Origin of the sequence: Planktotalea frisia, assembly GCF_001890925.1 — a bacterium.
Taxonomy (GTDB): domain Bacteria; phylum Pseudomonadota; class Alphaproteobacteria; order Rhodobacterales; family Rhodobacteraceae; genus Planktotalea; species Planktotalea frisia.
This window is the reverse complement of record NZ_MLCB01000021.1, coordinates 25,908-47,955: the sequence shown is the minus strand read 5'-3', so window position 1 is coordinate 47,955 and position 22,048 is coordinate 25,908. Positions and strand designations below refer to the sequence as shown.

General features: G+C 54.4%; 23 protein-coding genes, 1 tRNA gene and 1 riboswitch. Of the genes, 10 read left to right on the top strand and 14 right to left on the bottom strand.

All coding sequences use genetic code 11. The features are described 5' to 3' along the window. Nucleotides 1–56: 56 nt before the first annotated feature. From PFRI_RS01490 to PFRI_RS01480, 3 genes are read left to right on the top strand one after another with little or no spacing between them, the layout of a single operon-like run. Nucleotides 57–479, top strand: a complete 423-nt coding sequence (locus PFRI_RS01490; protein ID WP_072628994.1) for a PaaI family thioesterase — start codon at nucleotides 57–59, stop codon at nucleotides 477–479. A 1-nt stretch (nucleotide 480) separates the two neighbouring features. Further along, on the top strand, nucleotides 481–993 hold the full coding sequence (locus PFRI_RS01485) for a PaaI family thioesterase (RefSeq protein ID WP_072628993.1): 513 nt from the start codon (nucleotides 481–483) through the stop codon (nucleotides 991–993). Continuing rightward, complete coding sequence (locus tag PFRI_RS01480; RefSeq protein WP_072628992.1) at nucleotides 990–2,303, top strand: MATE family efflux transporter; 1,314 nt, start codon at nucleotides 990–992, stop codon at nucleotides 2,301–2,303. The genes PFRI_RS01485 and PFRI_RS01480 overlap by 4 nt, the downstream gene beginning before the upstream one ends. On the opposite strand, the gene PFRI_RS01475 is transcribed toward PFRI_RS01480, so the two are convergent. From PFRI_RS01475 to PFRI_RS01460, 4 genes are read right to left on the bottom strand one after another with little or no spacing between them, the layout of a single operon-like run. Further along, on the bottom strand, nucleotides 2,300–3,361 hold the full coding sequence (locus tag PFRI_RS01475) for a quinone-dependent dihydroorotate dehydrogenase (RefSeq protein WP_072628991.1): 1,062 nt from the start codon (nucleotides 3,359–3,361) through the stop codon (nucleotides 2,300–2,302). The two genes, PFRI_RS01480 and PFRI_RS01475, sit on opposite strands and share 4 nt — an antisense overlap. Then, nucleotides 3,358–3,792, bottom strand: coding sequence for a DUF1330 domain-containing protein (locus PFRI_RS01470; protein ID WP_072628990.1), 435 nt, complete (start codon nucleotides 3,790–3,792; stop codon nucleotides 3,358–3,360). Before PFRI_RS01470 ends, PFRI_RS01475 begins: the two co-directional genes overlap by 4 nt. Continuing rightward, nucleotides 3,789–4,127, bottom strand: coding sequence for a DUF952 domain-containing protein (locus tag PFRI_RS01465; protein WP_072629008.1), 339 nt, complete (start codon nucleotides 4,125–4,127; stop codon nucleotides 3,789–3,791). The genes PFRI_RS01470 and PFRI_RS01465 overlap by 4 nt, the downstream gene beginning before the upstream one ends. Nucleotides 4,128–4,159: 32 nt before the next feature. Then, nucleotides 4,160–4,858: a gluzincin family metallopeptidase gene (locus PFRI_RS01460; RefSeq protein ID WP_139292066.1), complete on the bottom strand. Its 699-nt coding sequence runs from the start codon at nucleotides 4,856–4,858 to the stop codon at nucleotides 4,160–4,162. A gap of 120 nt (nucleotides 4,859–4,978) precedes the next feature. On the opposite strand from PFRI_RS01460, the gene PFRI_RS01455 reads away from it, so the two are divergent. Next, a complete protein-coding gene (locus PFRI_RS01455; protein WP_072628988.1) occupies nucleotides 4,979–6,538 on the top strand; it encodes a bifunctional metallophosphatase/5'-nucleotidase in 1,560 nt (519 codons plus the stop codon). Nucleotides 6,539–6,573: 35 nt separating this feature from the next. On the opposite strand, the gene PFRI_RS01450 is transcribed toward PFRI_RS01455, so the two are convergent. Beyond that, a complete protein-coding gene (locus PFRI_RS01450; protein WP_072628987.1) occupies nucleotides 6,574–7,110 on the bottom strand; it encodes a flavodoxin family protein in 537 nt (178 codons plus the stop codon). Between the two features lie 113 nt (nucleotides 7,111–7,223). Between PFRI_RS01450 and PFRI_RS01445 the strand changes: the two genes are divergently transcribed. Next, nucleotides 7,224–7,889 carry an SOS response-associated peptidase gene (locus PFRI_RS01445; RefSeq protein WP_072628986.1) on the top strand — a complete coding sequence of 222 codons (666 nt, stop codon included), beginning with the start codon at nucleotides 7,224–7,226 and terminating at the stop codon, nucleotides 7,887–7,889. Here PFRI_RS01445 and PFRI_RS01440 read toward each other — a convergent pair. Next, a complete protein-coding gene (locus PFRI_RS01440; protein ID WP_072628985.1) occupies nucleotides 7,886–8,272 on the bottom strand; it encodes a cupredoxin domain-containing protein in 387 nt (128 codons plus the stop codon). The two genes, PFRI_RS01445 and PFRI_RS01440, sit on opposite strands and share 4 nt — an antisense overlap. A 197-nt stretch (nucleotides 8,273–8,469) precedes the next feature. Here PFRI_RS01440 and PFRI_RS01435 point away from each other — a divergent pair. The 3 genes from PFRI_RS01435 (at nucleotide 8,470) to lysM (ending at nucleotide 10,986) form a co-directional block, all read left to right on the top strand. Next, nucleotides 8,470–8,544: transfer RNA gene (locus tag PFRI_RS01435), tRNA-Gly, on the top strand. A gap of 107 nt (nucleotides 8,545–8,651) precedes the next feature. Next, complete coding sequence (locus PFRI_RS01430; RefSeq protein WP_072628984.1) at nucleotides 8,652–10,472, top strand: ABC transporter transmembrane domain-containing protein; 1,821 nt, start codon at nucleotides 8,652–8,654, stop codon at nucleotides 10,470–10,472. 67 nt (nucleotides 10,473–10,539) lie between these two features. Further along, on the top strand, nucleotides 10,540–10,986 hold the full coding sequence (gene lysM, locus PFRI_RS01425; protein ID WP_072628983.1) for a peptidoglycan-binding protein LysM: 447 nt from the start codon (nucleotides 10,540–10,542) through the stop codon (nucleotides 10,984–10,986). A gap of 52 nt (nucleotides 10,987–11,038) precedes the next feature. Here the strand turns inward: lysM and PFRI_RS01420 are convergent, their stop codons facing one another. Both PFRI_RS01420 and PFRI_RS01415 read right to left on the bottom strand, forming a co-directional pair. Then, nucleotides 11,039–11,452 (bottom strand): serine hydrolase domain-containing protein, encoded by a 414-nt coding sequence (locus tag PFRI_RS01420; RefSeq protein ID WP_072628982.1) that lies wholly within the window; start codon nucleotides 11,450–11,452, stop codon nucleotides 11,039–11,041. A 389-nt stretch (nucleotides 11,453–11,841) separates the two neighbouring features. Continuing rightward, a complete protein-coding gene (locus tag PFRI_RS01415; protein WP_072628981.1) occupies nucleotides 11,842–12,120 on the bottom strand; it encodes a hypothetical protein in 279 nt (92 codons plus the stop codon). Nucleotides 12,121–12,276: 156 nt separating this feature from the next. On the opposite strand from PFRI_RS01415, the gene PFRI_RS01410 reads away from it, so the two are divergent. After that, the gene (locus PFRI_RS01410) at nucleotides 12,277–14,151 is read left to right on the top strand and encodes an acyl-CoA synthetase (protein WP_072628980.1); all 1,875 of its coding nucleotides are present in this window, start codon (nucleotides 12,277–12,279) and stop codon (nucleotides 14,149–14,151) included. Nucleotides 14,152–14,230: 79 nt separating this feature from the next. Here the strand turns inward: PFRI_RS01410 and PFRI_RS01405 are convergent, their stop codons facing one another. From PFRI_RS01405 to PFRI_RS01395, 3 genes are all read right to left on the bottom strand, one after another. Beyond that, complete coding sequence (locus PFRI_RS01405) at nucleotides 14,231–15,463, bottom strand: mandelate racemase/muconate lactonizing enzyme family protein (RefSeq protein ID WP_072628979.1); 1,233 nt, start codon at nucleotides 15,461–15,463, stop codon at nucleotides 14,231–14,233. Then, entirely contained in the window at nucleotides 15,460–16,545 is a 1,086-nt protein-coding gene (locus tag PFRI_RS01400; protein WP_072628978.1) for a zinc-binding dehydrogenase, read from the bottom strand. The genes PFRI_RS01405 and PFRI_RS01400 overlap by 4 nt, the downstream gene beginning before the upstream one ends. 77 nt (nucleotides 16,546–16,622) lie before the next feature. Then, entirely contained in the window at nucleotides 16,623–17,834 is a 1,212-nt protein-coding gene (locus tag PFRI_RS01395) for a TCR/Tet family MFS transporter (protein ID WP_072628977.1), read from the bottom strand. Nucleotides 17,835–17,966: 132 nt separating this feature from the next. Between PFRI_RS01395 and PFRI_RS01390 the strand changes: the two genes are divergently transcribed. Continuing rightward, nucleotides 17,967–18,797 carry a tryptophan 2,3-dioxygenase gene (locus PFRI_RS01390; protein WP_072628976.1) on the top strand — a complete coding sequence of 277 codons (831 nt, stop codon included), beginning with the start codon at nucleotides 17,967–17,969 and terminating at the stop codon, nucleotides 18,795–18,797. Here PFRI_RS01390 and PFRI_RS01385 read toward each other — a convergent pair. The 3 genes from PFRI_RS01385 to lnt all read right to left on the bottom strand — a co-directional run bounded on the left by PFRI_RS01385 (nucleotide 18,788) and on the right by lnt (nucleotide 22,048). Then, the gene (locus tag PFRI_RS01385; protein WP_072628975.1) at nucleotides 18,788–19,183 is read right to left on the bottom strand and encodes a SpoIIAA family protein; all 396 of its coding nucleotides are present in this window, start codon (nucleotides 19,181–19,183) and stop codon (nucleotides 18,788–18,790) included. The genes PFRI_RS01390 and PFRI_RS01385 overlap by 10 nt on opposite strands. 137 nt (nucleotides 19,184–19,320) lie before the next feature. Beyond that, entirely contained in the window at nucleotides 19,321–20,502 is a 1,182-nt protein-coding gene (gene metK / locus PFRI_RS01380; RefSeq protein ID WP_072628974.1) for a methionine adenosyltransferase, read from the bottom strand. 6 nt (nucleotides 20,503–20,508) lie between these two features. Then, nucleotides 20,509–20,557: riboswitch (SAM-SAH riboswitch) on the bottom strand. 30 nt (nucleotides 20,558–20,587) lie between these two features. After that, on the bottom strand, nucleotides 20,588–22,048 hold the full coding sequence (lnt, locus tag PFRI_RS01375) for an apolipoprotein N-acyltransferase (protein ID WP_072628973.1): 1,461 nt from the start codon (nucleotides 22,046–22,048) through the stop codon (nucleotides 20,588–20,590).

Here is a 22,048-nt window from a genome sequence, read left to right as displayed (position 1 = left end):
CTTGCCCCTGTGTGCGATTGACGCTCATAAAGGGGCCAAGCCGCGAGGAGCCGGATATGTCAGAGCGCAAAGCGCAATTTGCAAAACAGTTCATCAATGCGATTCCGCACGCGGGCGCGCTTGGGATGGAGTTGACGCAGATTGGAGACGGTAAAGCAGAGATCTCTATGCCTTATGATCCAAAGCTGGTGGGGGACCCCAAGACGGGGGTTATCCATGGCGGCGCGGTGTCTGCGTTAATGGACACCTGTTGTGGGGCCGCGGTGATGAGCCATCCGGATGCGCCAGCGGGCACAGCCACGATTGATTTACGCATTGATTATATGCGCCCAGCGACGCCCGGACACAGCATTCGCACGCAAGCGGAATGTCACCACATCACCCGCTCTGTCGCGTTCGTGCGTGCCGTTGCGCTTGATGAAGACGACGACAATCCCGTCGCAATGGCCACTGGCACATTCACTGTGGAGGGTCGCTAAGATGGCGCGCAAACACCCTGAACCGGTCCAAGACGTCAAAAAACGCCGAGACGCAGCTTTGAGTGCTTTGGTCGGTGGTGTGCCCTATATTCAATTCTTAGGAATCCGATTTGATCGGCGCGGTGACGAGCTAACAGCGCTTTTGCCGTTCGATGAAAAACTTATCGGCAACCCGTTTCTGCCAGCCATTCACGGCGGCGTCACGGCGGCGTTCCTTGAGGTGAGTGCGATTATTGAACTCAGTTGGTCGCTCTTGTGGGAAGACATTGAAAGTGGCGCGATCAGTCTTGAGGATCTGCAAGCAGGGACGCTGCCGCGTTTGCCCAAGACGATTGATTTTACCGTTGATTACATGCGCTCTGGCTTGCCGCGTGATGCATATGCACGTGCACGCGTGACACGGTCCGGTCGGCGCTACGCCTCGGTTCAAGTCGAAGCGTGGCAGGACAATCATGATCGCCCCTTTGCCCATGGCGCTGCACATTTTTTGATGCCGAGACGTGAGAGCGAGTGAGCGAAACGCTCCAACTTACTCATAGACGTGTCCTGACAGTCGCACTTCCTGTTGTGCTTTCGAACGCGACGGTTCCCATTCTAGGCGCAGTCGATACAGGCGTTGTCGGTCAAATGGGGCTCGCGGCGCCCATCGGTGCTGTCGGGATTGGCGCGATTGCGTTGACGGCAATTTATTGGATCTTCGGGTTCTTGCGCATGGGAACCGCGGGCTTCACCGCGCAAGCCCATGGGGCAGGGCGCAAGGGCGAAGTCGCCGCGTTATTGTCGCGCGCGATGATCATTGGTCTGTGCGCTGGCTTTATGATCGTGGCGTTGCAATTTCCGCTGATGTGGCTCGCTTTACAAACTGCCCCTGCGAGTGCCGAGGTCGAGACGATGGCGCGCAGTTACATGGGCATCCGTATCTACGGCGCACCTGCGGCAATTGGCATTTATGCGCTGACGGGGTGGATGATTGGTCTAGGGCGGACGCGTTCGGTTCTGATCGTGCAGCTTTGGATGAACGGGCTCAACATTGTGCTCGATCTTTGGTTTGTGCTGGGACTTGAGTGGGGTGTCGAGGGTGTCGCGATTGCCACGCTTATCGCAGAATGGAGCGGTTTGCTGCTGGGGCTTTGGCTGTGTCGCGATGCGTTAAACACGCCCGCATGGAAGGACTGGCCCCGTGTGTTCGAGCGCGCGCAGATGGTGCGCTTTGCCCGCGTAAACCGTGATATCCTGCTTCGCTCTGTCATGCTGCAAGGCATCTTTATGAGTTTCGTTTTCCTTGGGGCGCGCTTTGGTGATGTAACTCTTGCCGCGAACCATGTGCTTTTGCAGTTCCTTGAAATCACCGCTTACGCAATGGATGGCTTTGCGATTGCTGCGGAAACTTTGGTGGGCCAAGCCTTGGGCGCTCGCAGCGTTGCGCGTGTGCGGCGTGCAGCATTGATGACGAGCTTTTGGGGTTTGATAAGTGTGATCCTTACAGCCAGCGCGTTTGCATTCTTTGGCCCTTGGATCATTGATTTGATGACCACCGCCCCTGATGTTCGGATCGAAGCGCGCGCGTATCTGCCATATATGATCGCTGCACCTTTGGTGGGATGTGCTGCTTGGATGCTGGATGGCATATTCATCGGTGCGACGCGCAGCGCGGACATGCGCAATATGATGGCTTTGTCTGCCGTCATATACGTGATCGCGCTGCTTATCTTGATGCCGATGATCGGCAATCACGGTCTGTGGGTCGCGCTGCTGATTTCCTTCGTCGCGCGTGGCATCACGCTCGGCGTGCGCTACCCATCACTGGAGCGCGCCGCCGCTTAAAGCCAATCGCCGCGCTTGCTGCCAATCGCGTCTTTGACCTGCGCATGCCCATCTTTTTCAAGCAATTTGTCCAAGCCACGTACGATATCGCTCGCAAGAGAAAGGCCGCCATAGACCAGCGCCGTATAGAGCTGTACAGCCGACGCGCCGGCGCAAATCTTGGCGTAAGCTTGCTCTGCGTTGCTCACGCCGCCGACGCCAATAAGGGGGAGTTTGCCCTCTGTGAGTTCAGACATTTTCGCCAGAACGTGCGTTGAGCGTTCAAACAAGGGTGCACCTGAAAGGCCGCCCATTTCGCCCTTTTGCGGGCTGTGCAGTCCCTCGCGCGAGAGGGTTGTGTTTGTTGTGATGATGCCTTGAACGCCAGTAGAAAGCGCAACCTCGGCAATCTCAGAAAGCTCAGGATCACTGAGATCAGGCGCTATTTTAAGGAAAACGGGGATCGGCTTGGCAAGCAGCGCACGCGCCTCCATTACGCCGTTCAAAAGCGCGGTGAGCGCGGCAGAGCCTTGCAAGTCGCGTAGCTTTTCGGTGTTGGGCGAGCTGACGTTTACTGTTGCGAAATCCACATGCGCGCCGCAATGGCTGAGCACTTTGGCAAAATCGCTTGCGCGGTCGTCGCTGTCTTTGTTCGCGCCCAGATTCAGGCCGAGCACCATATCTTTGGGTCGCTGCGCGAGGCGTGCACCGATCGCGTCCATCCCTTGATTGTTAAAACCAAATCGATTGATTGCCGCTTTGTCTTCGCTCAGGCGGAATAGGCGTGGTTTTGCATTGCCTTCTTGCGGACGCGGTGTTGCGGCACCGACTTCTATGAAACCGAAACCGGATTTGCTGAGACCGCTCAACGCTTGGGCGTTTTTATCAAACCCCGCTGCGAGCCCGATGGGGTTGGCGAGCGGCAAACCCGCAAGTTCACATTTCAGCCGCGCGCTGGTGATTGTTCCCGGCGCAGGGGCAAGGCCGGTTTGCAACGCTTTGATCGCAAGGCCATGTGCCTGCTCGGGGTCCATTTTGCGAAGGGCTTTCAGGCCAACTTGCTCTAGAATTTGCTTCATCCGAAAGTTGCTCCGTCGTCTAAGCCGTTGGTTCGTATGAGACGGGATGTAAGCACCGCCGCTTGGCGATGCACGACGGCCAGTTGATAATCTGGCGCGGTTACCATTTCGAGAAACGCGTGTGCTGTTGGGTAGCGTGCAATGAACATTGCATCCCATCGCTCGTTCTCTGGGCCAATCAATGTGGTTTCAAATCCGCCACGCCACAGGATCGAACCGCCGACGCACTTTAATATCGCAGCTGTCTCTCGACCGTAGTTTGCATAGGCCTCTGCACCGCTCAGACCTTGGTCGGCAAGCGTATGATCGTTAGGATACTCAGCTGTATCGCGAAAACGCACCAGATTGAGCATTTCGATCGGTGCGTCGCGATTGAGGTTTTTAAACGCTTCGAATTGTGCGCGGGTCGGGTCGAGATGAATGTCGTTCATTCCAGACCTGCGGGGAACTGATGTTTGCCGTTCACAAGCGGCAAAGGCTGGGCCCATTCGACGTCTTCGAGGCGCAGTTCACGGTAAAGATGCGGAAAATCAGCATCCCCACGTGAGACTTCCCACTTCAAGGCATCACCCATCGCATCGGCGTCGCAGCCAAGCAGGAAGAGGCCATCAACACCTGAGAAATGCTTGTCTGCCGTTTCTTGCGCTTGCACGGCTGTCGAGAAATGGACATATCCGTCGGCCACATCAATCGGTGCGCCTGAGGTGACTTTGTTTTTGCGAAGCTGCGCCCATTCGTCAGCGCGAAAGATTTTGTAAATTTTCATGGGAGCCGTGATGCGATAAGCGAACAGCTTGGTCAAGGTTGCGTTTCTAATGCGCGCCACAGCACGTCGAAATCTTCCCCGTTTTCAACACGGCGCACCAAGTCCTGTAGAACTCCAATGCCGTCTGTGTCGGCCACGGCTTTCACCAAGGTCCACGCGGCGCTATAATTCTGCTGCCACGTTTCGGCACTGTTGAGTTTTCTCCACTCTTTTAAATTGCGCGCATTTTTGATGTGATTGGGCTTGGCAACAAAGCTCAACCGCGTGTCTTGCGAAATGTAGCTCGCCAGCCCTTCATCAAACCACTGAGGGAACTTCGGATTGTAGATGTCGCGAAGCCCCATAGTTCTGTGCAACTCGGAGTGCACCAGCTCATGGGTAATGATCGAAACATTCAATCCGCGTGGGCTGATGAAGTTGAAGCGAGACCCATAGTTCAAGCCGCGCGTGCGCAACCCGAACCGCTCGGCGCAGGCTGTTGTCGTACAAAATATATGGCGTGGGTTCGTGGTGAGAGGGCCGAAAAATTCGGCGGCTTGCAGTCGCGCGGCGCTCATCAACGCCAAATGTATAGGCGCTTTGTCAGGGGCGTCGCTGTATGTGTTTGGGGCAATCTTATGCAGGCCAAACAGCAACGGCGTTAAGGCCCGGTGTGGACCGGGCAAGGCAGCATATGCCGCAGTAGCACTGAGTAAGAGTACAGCGAGGCCAATTCGGATCCATCTAAACATAGCTTAAGATTTGGGCACGGGGGCCTGTGGTTTCAAGCTTAGCGTAACGTCCGCCTTTGACTTGAGACGAGCAAAGCGCTTTGATGCGACTCGACGGTTCAACACAAAAGGGATTTCACCATGCTCACGCGTTTATTGACAGGGGCGGCAAGCCTCGCGCTTACCGCTGGGATCGCATCGGCCGACTATTCGCTGACGATTCTGCACACCAATGATTTTCACGCACGCTTTGAGCCGATCAGCAAATATGACAGCGGATGCGGCGAAGAAGACAACGCAGAGGGTAAATGCTTTGGCGGCTCTGCGCGTCTTGTGACGGCTGTCGCCGAGGCGCGCGCGCGTACGAACAACTCGATCCTCGTAGATGGGGGCGATCAGTTCCAAGGCACGCTGTTTTACACCTATTACAAGGGCAAGCTCGCGGCTGAGATGATGAACAAGCTCGGCTACGACGCGATGACGGTGGGCAACCACGAGTTTGACGATGGTCCAGAAGTTTTGCGCGGGTTCATGGATGCCGTCGATTTCCCAGTCCTGATGTCCAACGCGGATGTGAGCGGTGAAGAACTGCTTGCAGGCAAACTTGCGAAGTCCACTGTGATTGAGCGTGGCGGCGAGAAGCTGGGCCTAATCGGCCTGACACCACAAGACACAGATGAATTGGCCAGCCCGGGTCCGAACATCGTGTTCACAGACCCTGTGAATGCGGTTCAGGGTGAGGTTGATAAGCTGACAGAGATGGGTGTGAACAAGATTATCGTTCTGTCGCACTCTGGCTATAAAGTGGACCAAGCGGTCGCGGCGGGCACCATAGGCGTTGACGTGATTGTTGGAGGCCACTCCAACACGTTGCTCTCGAACACGAACGAGCGTGCTGAAGGAGCCTATCCCACAATGGTCGGTGAAACGGCGATTGTTCAGGCCTATGCCTACGGCAAATTTCTGGGTGAATTGAACGTCACGTTCAATGACGCAGGTGAGATTACCGAAGCCAAAGGTGAACCGATCATCGTTGATGGTGGCGTTGCAGAGGACGCAGCGACGAAAGCCCGGATCATGGAAGCGGCCGCGCCGTTGGAAGAGATCCGCAACAAAGTGGTGGCGAATGCAGGGGCCGCGATTGAAGGGGACCGCGCAGTCTGTCGTGTGCAGGAATGTGCGATGGGCAATCTCGTAGCGGATGCAATGCTCGCACGTGTAAAGGATCAGGGCATCGAGGTCGCGATTGCGAACTCCGGTGGTTTGCGCGCCTCCATTGATGCGGGCGATGTAACGATGGGCGAAGTGCTAACTGTGCTTCCGTTCCAGAATACGCTTTCCACGTTCAAGGTCTCTGGCGAAACGCTGATGGCCGCGCTTGAGAATGGCGTGAGCCAGATGGAAGAAGTCAAAGGTCGCTTCCCTCAAGTGTCCGGCATGAGCTTTACAGTTGATGCGTCTGAAGAGGTCGGCAGCCGTGTATCGGACGTCATGGTCGGCGGCATGGCGCTTGATGTGGGCAAAATGTACGGGGTTGTGTCCAACAACTACGTGCGTGGCGGCGGTGACGGCTACAAGATGTTCCGCGATGCGCAGGATGCCTATGACTTTGGTCCCGATGTTGCGGATGTGTTGGCGGAATACTTGGCAGCGCAAGGTCCATATACGCCCTACACGGACGGTCGTATTGCTCTGAAATAAGCTAGATTGGGGCGCAGTGCTGAGGTGCTGCGCCCTTATTTTTCCCAGCGCGTGATCGCTTCACGCATGCGCAGCCCATAGCGCCGCGCTGTTTCCAAATCTCCATCGGTCAAAATTTTGTCGCCACTTTTTGGCACACTCGCGGTTACACCAACCCATGACCCATCTGTGTTGATGCCTTCGTTCTCAGGCACGACTGGCGCGCCTGTTTCAGAGTTGCCGATCCAAACCATCCCCATTTGAGATGCAAAGACAAAGAGACTGATCAAAGCGTTGAGTTTGTCGCCGGCTGGGTGCATCGCTGTTGTGAAACCGCCTGCGAGCTTGTCGCGCCATTGACCTGTGTCCCAACGGCTCGCTGCGGTTTCGATGAATTGTATGAATGGCGAGGGTAATCCACCCATGTAAGTGGGCGCTCCCATAACGATAGCGCTGGCTTGATCCAGGCTTTGCCATTCGGCATCACTGAGTTTCGTGACGTCGAGGACCTGACCTTTGCCGCCTGTTGCTATAGAGTCTGCCATAGCGCGTGTGTGGCCGTCAGCGGAATAAGTGACGATGCAAAGGGTCATGGTGTTGGGCTTTCATAAGTTTGGGGGGCCATATTCTTTAACAAGAATATGGAAGTAGATTTTTTTGATAAAAATCTATTAGCGCGTCTTTGCGGATGTTGTAAGAAAAAGGGATGTGTGGACGTTTAGCTGTGACCTTACCCAATGATGCGATGGCGCAGCTTTTTGCGGCGCAGCCTGCGAATGATTTACCGGATGTTCCCAATTTTAACGTCTGTCCAACGACTCAAATTCACACGGTGAGCAGCGAAGACGGGCGTCGTCGACTTGCCCCCATGCGATGGGGTTTCATACCGCATTGGTATGACACACCAGCAGGTGGGCCGTTGCTTATCAATGCACGCGCTGAGACGATTGCCGAAAAACCTGCCTTTCAAGCAGCCTGTCGCGCGCGACGCTGTCTTATTCCCGCGAGTGGATTTTATGAATGGACCAAAGATGAAGAAGGCGGTCGCGATCCTTGGTACATAAAGCCCAAAGATGCAGCGCCACTGGCATTTGCCGGGATTTGGCAAGACTGGGGCAAAGAGGGCGAAACGCTACGCACATGTGCAATCGTAACAATTGCTGCCAACACAAGCATCAGCGCGATACACCACCGCATGCCAGTCATCCTAAGTGCGCAAGACTGGCCGCTCTGGCTGGGTGAACAAGGAAAAGGCGCAGCACTGCTCATGCAGCCCGCGCCAGAAAACTTGCTTATGTTCCATCGCGTAGATAGAGCGGTCAATTCGAACCGCGCTGTTGGCGCAGCTCTCATCGAGCCAATTACGACTTAGTTCGAGGACTCTGGTGCAGTGCCTTCGCCATTCTCTTCAAATGCGGCATCATCCAAGCTGAGCGGTGCGAGATCGAACGACAATTGGCCAGAAATTTCAGAATCTGCCGCGAGCGAGAAGCCAAGCGCTGTCTCTGGCGATACGGCCAGAAGATAGCTTTGACCGATGCCGAGATCGCCGCTGTCCCAAGTCGAATCGCCTGACACGACTTTCACAGTGCCGCCGTTGTTATTGACGAATTTCACAGAATCGCCGGGGACCAAATAGGTGATCTCTGGGTAGAAAGCCCCTTCTTCGATCTGGATATCATACTCTGTCGCGCTTGCGACTTGCGCAGCGCATAGGCCGAGTGCTGCGATCGAAAACATCAGTGACTTGTACATGGCATTACTCCTTTTGCGCAGGCTTCGCGCATTCTTTGGGAAATCCTTAAGTTTGAGACATGGCGAGATTGAGGCGAAACTTTGCCAAAATCGTATCGAAGGCCGCAAGCGCGCTGGCTATCGCTTTAAGACCTTCACATTTGAATGATCCAGCGACTTGACCCTCGCGAAACGCTGTCTTATGTCAGCGAAAGGTCGCGGGCGTTGTGTAATGGTTAAGACCTCAGTTTTCCAAACTGAAGATGAGGGTTCGATTCCCTCCGCCCGCTCCAAACTCCTTTGAAAAAACTACGTCAAATAGGCGCACACAGGCTTCACATGCTTGACCCGAGCACCCGGGTGAATTTAATGCGCCCAAACTGCGCGATCGAGGACACCCATGGCTGCTGAAACGACTTCAAACACAAGCCAATTGGCCCCTAATCTCACCGACGCGGAGCGCGCAAAATCCAAAGAGCTTGCAACTCTGCGCCGTTTGTGGCCATTCCTTGCGCCTTATAAGAGCTTGGTCGTCTTTGCAGGATTGGCGCTCACTTTGACGGCGCTGGTATCGCTTTTGCTGCCTTTGGCCGTGCGCCGCGTTGTGGATAATTTTGAGAGTGCGGCAGGTGGTTTGCTAGATCAGTATTTCGCTTCTGCGCTGGGCATTACAGCACTTTTGGCCGTAGGCACTGCTTTGCGCTATGCGCTGGTAACACGGCTTGGCGAACGGGTTGTTGCGGATATTCGTAAGGCTGTGTTTGATCGTGTGATTTCCATGAGCCCTCAATTTTACGAAAAAATTATGACGGGTGAGGTTTTGAGCCGGATCACGACGGATACAACTTTGATCCTGTCGGTCATCGGATCTTCCGTCTCAGTGGCGTTGCGCAATGTGTTGATCTTCATTGGGGGGTTGATCCTGATGTTGTTCACATCTGCCAAGTTGACAGGTCTTGTGTTGCTTTTGGTGCCCGCTGTCATCGTGCCGATCCTGCTGATGGGGCGGCGCTTGCGCGTGCTTAGCCGCGAGAACCAAGACTGGGTTGCGGCGTCATCCGGGAACGCTTCTGAGACGCTTGGTTCGGTGCAGACTGTGCAAGCCTTCACGCATGAAACGCAGAGCCAACACCAGTTTTCAGACTTTACTGAAAAGAGCTTTGATGCTGCACGCCGCCGCATCACAGTGCGTGCTTATCTGACGATGATTGTTATCTTCTTGGTCTTCTCTGGCGTCGTGGGCGTTTTGTGGATCGGCGCGCGGGATGTGCGTGCAGACTTGATGACCACGGGCGCATTGGTGCAGTTCGTAATCTATGCGGTGATGGTGGCAGGCGCAGTCGCGGCCCTTTCAGAGATTTGGAGCGAGCTTCAGCGCGCAGCTGGCGCAACAGAGCGTTTGGTTGAACTGCTTGATGCAGAAGATACAGTGACCGATCCGGTTGACGCACTTGAATTGGCGACCCCTGTGCGTGGTGAGATTGCATTCGAAAACGTGTCGTTCCGTTATCCAACGCGGCCGGAAACGGCGGCTTTGGATGATGTGACGCTCAATATCAAAGCGGGTGAAACGGTTGCTTTCGTTGGCCCGTCCGGTGCGGGCAAAACCACGATTATCCAGATGATCCAACGCTTCTACGACCCACAATCGGGTGTGATCCGCCTTGATGGGGTGCCGCTGATGCAGATGGAACGCGAAGCATTTCGCAAGCACATCTCGCTCGTGCCGCAAGACCCTGTGATCTTTGCCGCCTCTGCGCGCGAAAACATCCGCTTTGGACGTCCTGACGCCACTGATGCAGAGGTGGAAGCGGCGGCGAAAGCAGCGGCGGCCTATGACTTCATCGACGCTCTGCCTGATAAATTCGACAGCTATGTTGGTGAGCGCGGTGTGATGCTCTCTGGTGGTCAAAAGCAACGTATTGCGATTGCACGTGCGATTTTGCGCGACGCACCTGTGCTTTTGCTCGACGAAGCGACAAGCGCGCTTGATGCCGAAAGCGAACGCGCGGTTCAGCTGGCGGTGGATGAATTGGCGCAAGGGCGCACGACCTTGATCGTGGCGCACCGCCTTGCCACCGTAAAGAAAGCGGATCGCATTGTTGTGCTCGAAGCGGGGCGCGTTGTGGCGATAGGGACGCATGACGCGTTGGTTGCGGAGGGCGGCCTTTATGCGCGTCTAGCGCGGCTTCAGTTCACGGCTGGCGCTGACGACATCTGAATTCCCCCTTGCACGTTTTGGGCAGGCGCGCGACAGTCGGCGCAACTTATCAAGACGGGAATATAAGATGGGTTTGTGGAGTTTTGCGAAAGACGCTGGCAAGAAATTGTTCGGTGGTGATGATGCGGAGCCGTCCGTTGACGAGCTGAAGAAAGAAGTCGCGGATTTGGGTCTTGAAGCCGAAGGTCTCGATATTCAGGTTGAGGGTGACAAAGTGCGCGTTGCAGGTGTTGGCGCGGTGAGCCCGTCGATCCGTGAAAAGATCATTTTGGCAGTTGGCAACGTGACAGGTATTGGCGCTGTTGAGACGGACGAAGCAGATGACGGCGACGCCGCACCTGTGTTCCACACCGTTGAAAAAGGCGACACGCTCTGGGCAGTTGCGGAAAAAGCGATGGGCAATGGCTCAAAGTACACTGCGATTTTTGAGGCGAATAAGCCTATGCTCAGCCACCCTGACAAAATCTATCCAGGTCAAGTTCTGCGCATCCCGCAGGAAGGCGTTGAAGCGTAAATTTGCTTTGATCTGAGAGTGTTTTGAAGGAGCGGTTTTTCCGCTCCTTTTTTTATTGCAGCAAGTGCTTTGTAAGCGAGAGTAATTTTGCGATCCTTGCATCATGTTTCGCGCCAGTAACCAGCCCACCTGTAGGTGCCGTAAAAACAAAAACTTGGCCTGCATCTGGCGCAATCACGATTGCCTGCCCACCGTAGCCTTCGGCAAATTGCACTTCTTGACCTGCAAGTTTCGTGAGCCACCAACCATAACTATACGCAATCCCGTCACGCCCTGTAACGCTGCGCTGCGGTGTTCTTGATTTTACGATCCATTCCTTCGGGATCAGTTGCTGTCCATCTATCCGTCCGTCACTCAAATAAACCGCGCCAAAGCGCAACATATCACGCGGATGCAGGCGCAATTCACTACCTGTGAAGACGTCGCCATCGCTATTCTTGACCCAACCATCAAGTGTGATGCCCATTGGTCCAAGCACCCTTTTCTGAAGAAGGCTTGCGATGTCGCTACCGCGTCGCTCAGCCAAGGCGATGCCTGCAGATGATATTGGAGCGTGTTGTAGTTGAAACGTGCACCAGAGCGCGCAGTGACGGGCAGCTGCAAAGCACGACAGCCCCATTTGGGGGCCGCGTATATGTCACTGGACACGTTTTCGGTGAAATCAAAACCAGCGGTCATGTTCATCAAAACGTCGTAGCTTAAGGGCTTGAGCGTGTCGGGTGTTGCGCAGCCTGCAAAGGACGCAATAGGTGCGTCTGTTCATAAGCTCGTTTCAATGCCGACGAGCGCTGAGAACAGAGCTTTGGAAACAGATTTGACGTTTGCCGCGTCAGTTTTTGAGATCCCGTTCGCGTACTACTCCGTTACACCAGCACTGGGGTGCAACCAAAGGAACGATGTAAAGCCGCTCGACTTTAGCTCTGCCCCGATGTGCGCATTCGTCAGTGCTTTGTTTTCGTAATACGGGACGGTCTCGTCGCCAAGCGCAATGCGCTCGATTGAGGTTTCATAGGCGATCACATCTGTAAGCCTTGTGCAGGCAGATACGCAGAACAAGCAAAGAATTAGAAAAGGCAAAATGAGGCGCGTAATCGCAAGGATATGTGCATGGCGTGGTTTGACAAAGCGGTTCATCAGGCTTTTGACAGCTTTTATGCAGTTTGAACTGTTTTTATAGAAGCAAACGTCAAATCTACGTTTGGGAATGCTTGCGTTTGCGCCTTCGCGCGCACATCTTGCACGTAAGCGCGCGAAACGAGCGCGATATTATGGTTCAGGGGAGGAGTAACCATGCCATTTGCATCCGTTGCAGACAAAAAGGCGCTCGAGGCGCAAATGCCATGGTCGGAGCGCGACGTGCCCGTCACGCTTCACCAGTTGCTCAGTAAAACTGCCGGTAAATTCCCGGATCGTCCTGCTGTCAGCTACCAGCTGTTTTCTGGACCGAAGGATCCTGCGGAAACGCTTAGTTGGTCGGAGTTGCTGAATAAGACAGTGCAAACTGCAAACCTTTTGCGCAAGCTAGGCGTGGGTGAAAAAGACGTGGTTGCTTACGTTTTACCTAACGCGAACGAGACGATCTTGGCGCTTTTGGGCGGGATGGTCGCAGGGATTGTAAACCCGATTAACCCATTGCTCGAAGCGGACCAGATCGCTGCAATCTTGCGTGAAACGAAAGCAAAAGTTGTTGTAACGCTCAAAGCGTTTCCAAAGACGGACGTGGCTCAGAAAACGGCTGAAGCGGTGCGTCATGCGCCGAATGTGAAGACGATTTTGGAAGTGGATCTCAACCGTTATTTGACGCCGCCGAAAAGCTGGATTGTGCCGCTGGTACGCCCGAAGAACCCTGTGTCGCACCACGCCAAAGTTATGAACTTCGTCAAAGAGGTGGCCAAGCAGAACACCACGCTTGATTTTCCTGACAGCAAAGGTGATCGGGTCGCTGCGTATTTCCACACAGGCGGCACGACTGGCATGCCGAAAGTCGCGCAGCATACCTATAATGGGATGATTTATAACGGCTGGCTCGGACACGAGTTGCTCTACACTGAAAAAGACAACGTGATCTGTCCGCTGCCGCTGTTCCACGTTTTTGCGGTGCATGTCATCTTGATGTCCGCAATTTCGAGCGGCGCGCATGTGGTCTTCCCGACGCCGCAAGGCTACCGCGGCGAAGGTGTGTTTGATAACTTCTGGAAGCTGATCGAACGTTGGCAGATTAGCTTTATCATCACCGTTCCGACTGCGATTTCAGCGCTGATGCAACGCCCAATTGATGCGGATGTGAGTTCGGTGAAGAATGCGTTTTCTGGTTCTGCACCGCTTCCTTTGGAGCTGTTCAAACGGTTTGAAGCCGCGACTGGCGTGCAGATCGTTGAGGGTTATGGTTTGACCGAGGCCACATGTCTGGTTTCGATCAATCCTGTGGATGGTGAAAAAAAGGTTGGCTCGATCGGGATCACCTTCCCTTATACGGATGTGAAAATCCTCAAAGACACGCCGGATGGGCCGCTTGAATGCGCGCCTGATGAGGTTGGTGAAATTTGCATTTCCAACCCCGGCGTTATGGTCGGTGCGACGTACACGGAAGAAGACAAAAACGTTAACCTCTATCATGGGGATTATCTGCGCACGGGTGATTTGGGTCGTTTTGATGAGGATGAGTATCTGTGGATCACGGGTCGTGCGAAAGATTTGATTATTCGTGGCGGTCACAACATTGATCCGGCAGAGATCGAAGAAGCGCTTCTTGGTCACGAGGCTGTTGCTTTTGCAGGTGCGATTGGTCAACCCGATGCCCATGCGGGTGAGGTGCCCTGTGCCTTTGTCGAGCTTGTCGCGGGTGCGAAAGTTACCGAGAAAGAGTTGATGGCGTTCTGCAAAGAGCAGGTCCATGAACGCGCAGCGCAGCCCAAGCACATGACTATTTTGGATGAATTGCCCAAGACCGCTGTGGGTAAGGTGTTCAAACCAGACTTGCGCAAATCTGCGATCACGCGGGTCTACAATGGCGCGCTTGAAAAGGCGGGTCTTGAGACGCGGGTTGTGTCTGTTGTGGATGACAAAAAGCGCGGTTTGGTTGCGCAGCTTTCCGCGAGTTCAGAGGATGATAGTGCGGTGACAGAGGTTCTTGGGTCCTTCATTCGGCCATGGGAGCGTGTTTAGAGCGGTGTGCGAATTTTCTAGAAAATTCGGGTGCCGGCCCAAAGGGCCGGAAGTTTATTTAGAAAGATGAAGCGATGCGTCAGTCCTTTGGGGCTGGCGCACCTCCCTCAAAAGCGTTGCCATTGGCATAATCACAGGGCTCTTCTTGCATTTGCAGGTGGAGCCCTTTTCCATTGTAGGGATGTGCGCGTGCGAGCGCCTCGTCAACGTCGATGCCGAGTCCGGGTGTCGTCGGCGGTGTAATGAAGCCTTGCTCAACTTTGATAGAGCTTTTGATCAGAGCGTCGTGGAAAGGTGTTTCAATTGTTTCCGCCATCAAGATGTTTGGGATCGACGCCGCGAGGTGGATATTGGCTGCCCATTCTATAGGACCTGCATAAAGATGCGGCGCCATTTGCGCGTTGAAGACTTCGGCAATAGCTGCCGTCTTTTTCATTTCCCAAATGCCGCCTGCACGACCCAAGGCGGGTTGCAGGATTTCGGCAGCACCTGCACGCAAGACGGTCGCAAATTCTGACTTGGTCGTCATGCGTTCGCCTGTGGCCACAGGAATGCGTACATTGCGTGCGACGCGCGCCATGTCTTCAACGTGATCGGGTGGGGTGGGTTCTTCGAACCAAAGCGGTGAGTAGGGTTCAAGCGCTTGGCCAAGGCGGATCGCGCCAGCGGTATTAAACTGGCCGTGCGTACCGAACAAAAGGTCTGCTTTATCACCCACAGCTTCGCGGATGGCTTTGCAAAAGGCGACGGATTGACTGATGTCGCTCATGGCGGGCATGTGCCCGCCGCGCAATGTGTAGGGGCCAGCGGGATCGAATTTGACGGCTGTATAACCGCGTGCAACGGCATCCGCGGCGCTTTCGGCGGCCATTTCTGGAGAGGTCCAGAATGCAGCCATATCGTGATGAGGCAGCGGATAGAGATACGTATAGGCGCGGATGCGTTCGTTCATCTTGCCGCCGAGCAGCGCATAGACCGGGCGTTCGCGTGCTTTGCCGAGGATATCCCAGCAAGCAATCTCGAGACCAGAGAATGCTCCCATAACCGTCAAGTCAGGGCGTTGTGTAAAGCCCGAAGAATAGGCGCGCCGGAACATGAGTTCGATGTTTTCAGGGTTCTCGCCTTGCATGTGCCGCTCGAAAACGTCCTCTATCACGGGGCGCATCGCTTCAGGTCCGATGGAGGAGGCGTAGCATTCGCCCCAGCCTGTTATGCCTGTGTCTGTCGTGACTTTAATGAGGATCCAGTAGCGGCCACCCCACCCAGGTGCGGGGGGGGCTGTGACGATGATGTCGAGATCTTGCAGCTTCATTTGAACATGATCACATTGCGTTTGGCAGAGCCGGATTTGGTGTCTTCAATCGCTTCATTGATTTGATCCAAAGACCAGCGGCCTGAGATCAACTCGTCAAGTTTCAAGCGCCCTTGTCCATACAGGTCGACCATCCAAGGGATGTCGCGCTGGATGACTGCATCGCCCATTTTAGAGCCGATCATAGATTGACCAACAGCTGCGAAGTTGGCGGCTTCGTATTCGGACTTGGCACCTGTCGCGGGCATGCCGACCATGATGACCTTGCCACCATAGGCCAGATATCGCGCCGCATCAGTATAGGCTGCGGCAACGCCAACAGTGACGATAACAGCATCTGCGCCGCGACCAATTGCATTTTTCGCATCACGCCATGGTTTGCCAGAGGTCGCGAGGACGCCGTCAGTTGCGCCAAATTCGCGCGCGATGGCGAGCTTTTCTTCGCTCATATCAACAGCAACGATGCGGCGGGCACCTGCGATGCGCGCACCTTGGATTGCATTCAGGCCAACGCCGCCCGCACCGATCACAACCACATCTTGACCCGCTGTCAGCTTGGCGGCGTTCACCACAGCACCAACGCCGGTGATCACGCCACAAGCAAGTAAGGCGGCGGCGTCTTTGGGAATGTCATGAGCGATTTTGACGACTTGGCGTTGATCGACGACGACTTTTTCTGCAAAAGCTCCGCAGGCCATAGCTTGGTGGAGTTTGCCACCATCGGCGGTTTTCAAAGGACCATGATCGCCATCATAGGGCGTTTCGCACAATGTGGGCGCGCCGCCTGCGCAGGAGACGCAGTTTCCACACGCACGGATGAGTGTGACGACGACGCTGTCGCCTTCATTCAGACCACGTACACCACCGCCGACATTTGTGATTATGCCTGCTGCTTCATGACCGTAAACCGCAGGAAGTGAACCGCCCCAAGCACCGCCTGCATAGGAAATATCGGAATGACAGATGGCGCATGCGTCAAGCGTGACTTCGATTTCACCCATTTCAGGGGCGCGCAATTGCACGTCGTCGATGGACAGAGGGGCACCAAATTCATGGCAAACGGCGGCTTTGATAATTGGCATAGTATTCTCCTAGACTTGGCATCAGGGTTGACCAAGCAAAGAGAACAGACAAGCCCGTTTCCGACATTTCGCGGAATTTATGACGTGGCGGAAGAGCGTTTGCGCATTTGAAAAATCACCACTGAGATCAGCATCAAGACCGCTGCGATGATAAAGGGTGCGCCGGGCAGATAGATGGGGGCATCCGGTTCTGTGAAATATGCAAAACTTCGCGTAAGAACCAAAGGCGCGATGATGGCTGCAAGCGAGTTGACCGAAGTGAGCACGCCTTGCAATTCGCCCTGTGCGTCGTCGCTGACGCGGCGCGACATGATCCCTTGGAGCGCAGGCATGCCGATAGCGCCAAGGGCAGCGAAGGGGATACACCAGAGCAAAACATTGCCAGACCAAATGACTGCGATGAGCGCGAGGGCGGCGGCCTCTAGGATTAACCCGACGATGACTGTTTTGCGATGGCCCATAAGTTTGATCGAAGGCGCGACCAAGAGGCCTTGGACCAGCGCAAATGAGATGCCGAAGATTGCAAGCGACAGGCCAATGGTGCCGGGCGACCATGCAAAACGCTCGGCCGTGAAGAACGACCAAACGGCGGGATAGACGACGCTTGAGACTTGGTAAAAGAAGTAGACCAAAAGTAATGCGCCGAGGCCGGGGAAGCTGCCGATGGATTTGAAGGCGCCAAAAGGATTGGCGCGTTTCCAATCAAAAGCGCGGCGATTGGCGTCGGTGACACTTTCTTTCAGCACGTACCAACCGAAAATTGCATTCGACAATGCAAGGACCGCAGCAGCCCAAAAGGGCGCGCGCGTGCCAAATTCAGCGAGCAAACCGCCGATGACAGGGCCAAAGACGAAACCAATGCCAAAGCCAGCACCGATGAGGCCGAAATTTGCGGCCTTTTCTTCAGGTTTGGACACATCAGCGATATAAGCAGCGGCGGTGGCGTGTGTTGATGCAGTAATTCCGCCAATGATGCGACCAATCAGAAGCAACCAAATCGTACCCGCGAAAGCCATTAGCACGTAGTCGAACGCCATAATAACGAGCGAAAAAACCAAGATCGGTTTACGTCCATAACGATCACTGAGCGAGCCGACCACAGGGCCAAAAAGGAACTGCATCGCCGCGAATGTTGTCGCCAAAATACCGCCCCAGATCGCCGCATCGCTGAGGTTGCCCCCATCCACTTCACGTAGCAGATCGGGCATCACAGGCATGATCAACCCGATACCCATCGCGTCAATTGCGACCGTGGCGACGACAAATATGATAGGAAGGCGAGGCGACATGTAAGGGGCCTGTCTAGTTTACTTTACACCTGCATACGCTTCTGGAGGGTGATAGCAAGCTTGGCGTTGACCTTGTCGCAGATTAAGCGAACTCTATCAAAGGCGCGCAAATATTTTATTGGAGACATCGCTATGGCTGCATACGATCCTGAGCGTGAGGGCGCAAAGATGTCTTTCGCCAAAGACATGAGTTACATTGATTATCTGTCGCTCGACCCCATTCTAGGCTCACAGAACCTTCAGTCGAATGCGCATGATGAGATGCTGTTCATCATTCAACATCAAACCTCTGAATTATGGATGCGTCTTGCTTTGCACGAACTTGCGACGGCGCGCGAACATCTTGCGCGGGGTGATTTTCCTCCAGTGTTCAAAATGTTAACCCGTGTTGCGCGAATTTTTGAGCAGTTGAACAATGCTTGGGATGTTCTGCGCACGATGACACCCAGTGAATACACCGAGTTTCGTGATGATCTCGGGGCGTCGTCTGGGTTTCAATCGCATCAATATCGCTTGATCGAGTTCATTCTAGGCAATCGTAATCGCGCTATGATGAAGGTCCATGAGCACCGCGCTGAATTGCATCACATGTTGGGTCAAGAGATGGAGCGCCCATCGCTTTATCATATCGCGCTCGACAATCTTGCGCGCGAGTTTGACATAACGTTTCCTGCAAATGCGTATTGTCTGGATGGGCCACATGTGGCGTGCACAGAAGTGATGGATGCATGGACGCGTGTTTATCAAAATCCGAAAGAGCATTGGTCGCTTTACGAATTAGCCGAAAAGCTTGTTGATCTTGAAGACTATTTTCGCCGTTGGAGATTCAATCACGTCACAACTGTGGAGCGGATCATCGGGTTCAAGCGGGGAACGGGTGGCACGTCTGGCGTGAAGTACTTGCGCAAAATGCTCGAGGTAGAGTTGTTTCCTGAGCTTTGGAACATGCGTGGTCAGTTATAAGAATTGATCGGCTCATCGACGGGTGTCACGAGCCAATTTTCGGCTATGGCGCGTTCATTTAGATGAAAACTCTTGATCTCGACCCCCGGCAGCAGAAAACCTTCAACTTCGCCTGCGGTCCTAATAAAGGCGCTGTCGGAGAGAATTGCGACTTTTTGAAACTTGCTTAGCAAGCCGAACAACTGCGGAAGCTTTGTGAATTCCACGCCTATTGCACCAAGTGTCGGCATGTCAAAATTTGTTATCGTGTAGAGCGAAACTCCGTTTTTGATGTCCTTGGACGCATCAAACAACTTATCAAGTGCAGCTGTCATGATGTTCGCATCGATGCCGCCGTCAAAGGTAATATCAACACGATTATCGGATGGTTTTGTGATCGTAAGCATGGGCATGATCTCCTAAGCTTGGGGTCACCTAGAAGCTAACATTTGCTGGCGTATCGTGCTTTGATGCAGATCAAGCACAATCAAAAAACCCCCGCAAAAATCTGCAGGGGTTTCTGTTGAGGTTGTAAGATCTCGTCTTAGACAGCTTTTTTCAGCGCCTCGCCTAGATCGGTTTTTTCCCAAGAGAAACCACCATCCGCTTCAGGCTCACGACCGAAGTGGCCGTAGGCTGCTGTGCGCTCATAGATTGGGCGGTTCATGCCCAAATGCTCGCGGATGCCGCGTGGTGTTAGGTCCATGCATTGATCAATCGCGCGCTCGATCGCGGCGTCGTCAACCTGGCCCGTGCCAAACGTGTCGCAATAGATCGACAGGGGCTTGGACACACCAATCGCATAAGAAAGCTGGATCGTGCAGCGTTCCGCCATGCCAGAGGCAACGACGTTCTTTGCCAAATAGCGCGCAACGTAAGCGGCAGAGCGATCGACTTTGGTCGGATCTTTACCAGAGAATGCACCACCACCATGCGGAGCTGCGCCGCCATAGGTGTCTACGATGATCTTGCGACCTGTCAGGCCCGCGTCTCCGTCAGGGCCACCAATCACGAATTTACCCGTCGGGTTAACATGCCATTCTGTTGCATCGCTGACCCAGCCATTCGGGAGGACTTCGAGTATATAAGGCTCAACAACTGCGCGTACGTCGGCAGATGTCATGTTCTCATCAAGGTGCTGAGTGGACAGAACAATTGAGGACACGCCAACCGGCTTGCCGTCTTTGTAAACCACGGACAGCTGGCTTTTCGCATCAGGGCCAAGCGTTGGCTCGGTGCCGTTCTTGCGCACCTCTGCAAGGCGACGCAAAATCGCATGGCTGTACTGGATGGGGGCGGGCATAAGCGCGTCAGTTTCATTTGTCGCGTAGCCGAACATGATGCCTTGATCGCCAGCGCCTTCTTCCTTGTCGCCCGTTGCATCAACGCCTTGCGCGATGTGTGCGGATTGTTCATGCAGCAGGTTGGTGATCTTTACTGTTTCGTGGTGAAACTTTTCCTGCTCGTAGCCGATGTCTTTGATGCAAGCGCGGACGATGCTGTCGATCTTGCCCATGTATTCTTTGAGTTTGGACTGGTCAGCAAGACCAACCTCGCCACCGATTACAACGCGGTTCGTTGTGGCAAATGTTTCTGCGGCAACGCGTGCCTCAGGCTCTTCGCGCAGGAAGGCATCGAGAACAGCATCAGAGATACGGTCGCAGACCTTGTCTGGGTGGCCCTCAGAAACGGATTCTGAAGTGAAAGTATAGTTTTGACGTGACATGTGTAGTGCTCCAGTAGGGTTAGTCCGCCACGTCAGGAAGCCGTTGTGACGGTCATATAATGGGCGAGGCCCTTGTGTGTCTTAGTCACTCTTTCGCGGAACGGTAAGGCAAAATTGTGGCACAAAGCAGAAAGAGTAAGGCCAATAACGCAAGATTGTCGCCAAATCGTGCATAAAGCGTACGCTCTAATTCTGGCGGCAATGCGGTATCTATGTACCCTTCCGTTCCGAGTAGCAAGCTTTGCAAAACGCGCCCATGGGCATCAATGGCGGCGCTGATCCCTGTGTTTGCGCTTCGCAGCAGCGGCAATCCTTGCTCGATGGCGCGAAACCGCGCTTGAACAAGATGCTGTTGTGGGCCTGACCGTGTGCCAAACCACGCATCATTGGTGACATGCAAAAGGAAACGCGGACGACCCTCTGCGCTATTCATTTGATGGGGAAACACAGCCTCATAACAGATGAGTGCGAGAGCTTTGCCCAGTGGTCCAAGATCTATCAGTTCAGGACCTTTGCCTGCGGTAAAACCACCGAATGTCTCAGTCAACGTGCTCATGCCCAAACGACTAAGGAGGGCGTCAAACGGCAGATATTCGCCAAAAGGCACAAGGTGATGTTTGTCGTATATATGTTTAACGTCGCCAGAGGTGCTCATATACACAAGGCTGTTGTATGCACGTAGCCCTTCGTAACGCTGTGCGCCGAAAAGGACGGGCGTGTTATTGGCTGCGTTTGCAATAATGCCGAGCGCGCGATCCGCATCGTTGAGCCATGTAGGTAGGGATGTTTCAGGCCAGACAATGAGATCAGGTTTGGGGCTGGCTTTGCTCGCATCTATGAGGCGGGTGAAAAAGATCGGGGCAAAGGCTGGATCCCACTTTTGATGCTGTGGCGCGTTCGGTTGGATAAGGCGAATGGTCGGCGCATCTTGCGCTATTTCAGGCGCGTTCGAGAGGCGCATTATGCCAAGTGCGGCGAGTGCGGCGAACCCTAGGAACGCGATTGCTGTGCCTTTGCGCATGTCCCACAGAATGGGCAGCGCTGCGAACGTTAGGGTCAATGCGCCAAGACCATGTGGTCCGATCCATGCCGCGATCTGCGCCAAGGGTGTGTCGATCCAAGCGTAGGCATTGAGACCCCAAGGGAAGCCTGTGAAAAATGTACTGCGCGCATATTCGGCAAGCGGCCAAAGTGCGAGCAGTGAAGAAGGTTTGCCTAGGCGGATAGCGAGCCAGAAGGGCAAGGCCCAAAACAATGCAAGGCCACCCGCCATGCCGATGAGTGCAAAGGGGGCCATCCAGCCTGTTAGAGCAATATCGACCAAGAACGGTTCAACGATCCAGAGCAAAGACGCAGCGAAATAGCTCGCGCCGATGCTCCACCCGGTCCAGCCTGCGCGGCGTGGTGTTTCGGATGTCTTCAGCAGCCAAACCGACAATGCAAAACCGACAACGACCAAAGGCCAAAGGCCTAAAGGTGCTTGCGCTGCAGCAAAACAAAGGCCTGCAAGGATGCACAGCGCAAAGTGTCGCCGCTTCGGGCTCAT

What these genes read in the sequence shown, in the direction of transcription:
- PFRI_RS01485 (WP_072628993.1), top strand. Translation starts at nt 481, where the DNA reads ATGGCGCGCAAACACCCTGAACCGGTCCAAGACGTCAAAAAACGCCGA.
- PFRI_RS01410 (WP_072628980.1), top strand. Translation starts at nt 12,277, where the DNA reads ATGCCATTTGCATCCGTTGCAGACAAAAAGGCGCTCGAGGCGCAAATG.
- PFRI_RS01415 (WP_072628981.1), bottom strand. Translation starts at nt 12,120, where the DNA reads ATGAACCGCTTTGTCAAACCACGCCATGCACATATCCTTGCGATTACG.
- PFRI_RS01460 (WP_139292066.1), bottom strand. Translation starts at nt 4,858, where the DNA reads ATGTTTAGATGGATCCGAATTGGCCTCGCTGTACTCTTACTCAGTGCT.
- PFRI_RS01450 (WP_072628987.1), bottom strand. Translation starts at nt 7,110, where the DNA reads ATGACCCTTTGCATCGTCACTTATTCCGCTGACGGCCACACACGCGCT.
- lysM (WP_072628983.1), top strand. Translation starts at nt 10,540, where the DNA reads ATGGGTTTGTGGAGTTTTGCGAAAGACGCTGGCAAGAAATTGTTCGGT.
- PFRI_RS01420 (WP_072628982.1), bottom strand. Translation starts at nt 11,452, where the DNA reads ATGGGCATCACACTTGATGGTTGGGTCAAGAATAGCGATGGCGACGTC.
- PFRI_RS01395 (WP_072628977.1), bottom strand. Translation starts at nt 17,834, where the DNA reads ATGTCGCCTCGCCTTCCTATCATATTTGTCGTCGCCACGGTCGCAATT.
- PFRI_RS01490 (WP_072628994.1), top strand. Translation starts at nt 57, where the DNA reads ATGTCAGAGCGCAAAGCGCAATTTGCAAAACAGTTCATCAATGCGATT.
- PFRI_RS01470 (WP_072628990.1), bottom strand. Translation starts at nt 3,792, where the DNA reads ATGAACGACATTCATCTCGACCCGACCCGCGCACAATTCGAAGCGTTT.
- lnt (WP_072628973.1), bottom strand. Translation starts at nt 22,048, where the DNA reads ATGAGCCCGAAGCGGCGACACTTTGCGCTGTGCATCCTTGCAGGCCTT.
- PFRI_RS01430 (WP_072628984.1), top strand. Translation starts at nt 8,652, where the DNA reads ATGGCTGCTGAAACGACTTCAAACACAAGCCAATTGGCCCCTAATCTC.
- PFRI_RS01440 (WP_072628985.1), bottom strand. Translation starts at nt 8,272, where the DNA reads ATGTACAAGTCACTGATGTTTTCGATCGCAGCACTCGGCCTATGCGCT.
- PFRI_RS01385 (WP_072628975.1), bottom strand. Translation starts at nt 19,183, where the DNA reads ATGCTTACGATCACAAAACCATCCGATAATCGTGTTGATATTACCTTT.
- metK (WP_072628974.1), bottom strand. Translation starts at nt 20,502, where the DNA reads ATGTCACGTCAAAACTATACTTTCACTTCAGAATCCGTTTCTGAGGGC.
- PFRI_RS01390 (WP_072628976.1), top strand. Translation starts at nt 17,967, where the DNA reads ATGGCTGCATACGATCCTGAGCGTGAGGGCGCAAAGATGTCTTTCGCC.
- PFRI_RS01465 (WP_072629008.1), bottom strand. Translation starts at nt 4,127, where the DNA reads ATGAAAATTTACAAAATCTTTCGCGCTGACGAATGGGCGCAGCTTCGC.
- PFRI_RS01400 (WP_072628978.1), bottom strand. Translation starts at nt 16,545, where the DNA reads ATGCCAATTATCAAAGCCGCCGTTTGCCATGAATTTGGTGCCCCTCTG.
- PFRI_RS01445 (WP_072628986.1), top strand. Translation starts at nt 7,224, where the DNA reads ATGTGTGGACGTTTAGCTGTGACCTTACCCAATGATGCGATGGCGCAG.
- PFRI_RS01475 (WP_072628991.1), bottom strand. Translation starts at nt 3,361, where the DNA reads ATGAAGCAAATTCTAGAGCAAGTTGGCCTGAAAGCCCTTCGCAAAATG.
- PFRI_RS01455 (WP_072628988.1), top strand. Translation starts at nt 4,979, where the DNA reads ATGCTCACGCGTTTATTGACAGGGGCGGCAAGCCTCGCGCTTACCGCT.
- PFRI_RS01405 (WP_072628979.1), bottom strand. Translation starts at nt 15,463, where the DNA reads ATGAAGCTGCAAGATCTCGACATCATCGTCACAGCCCCCCCCGCACCT.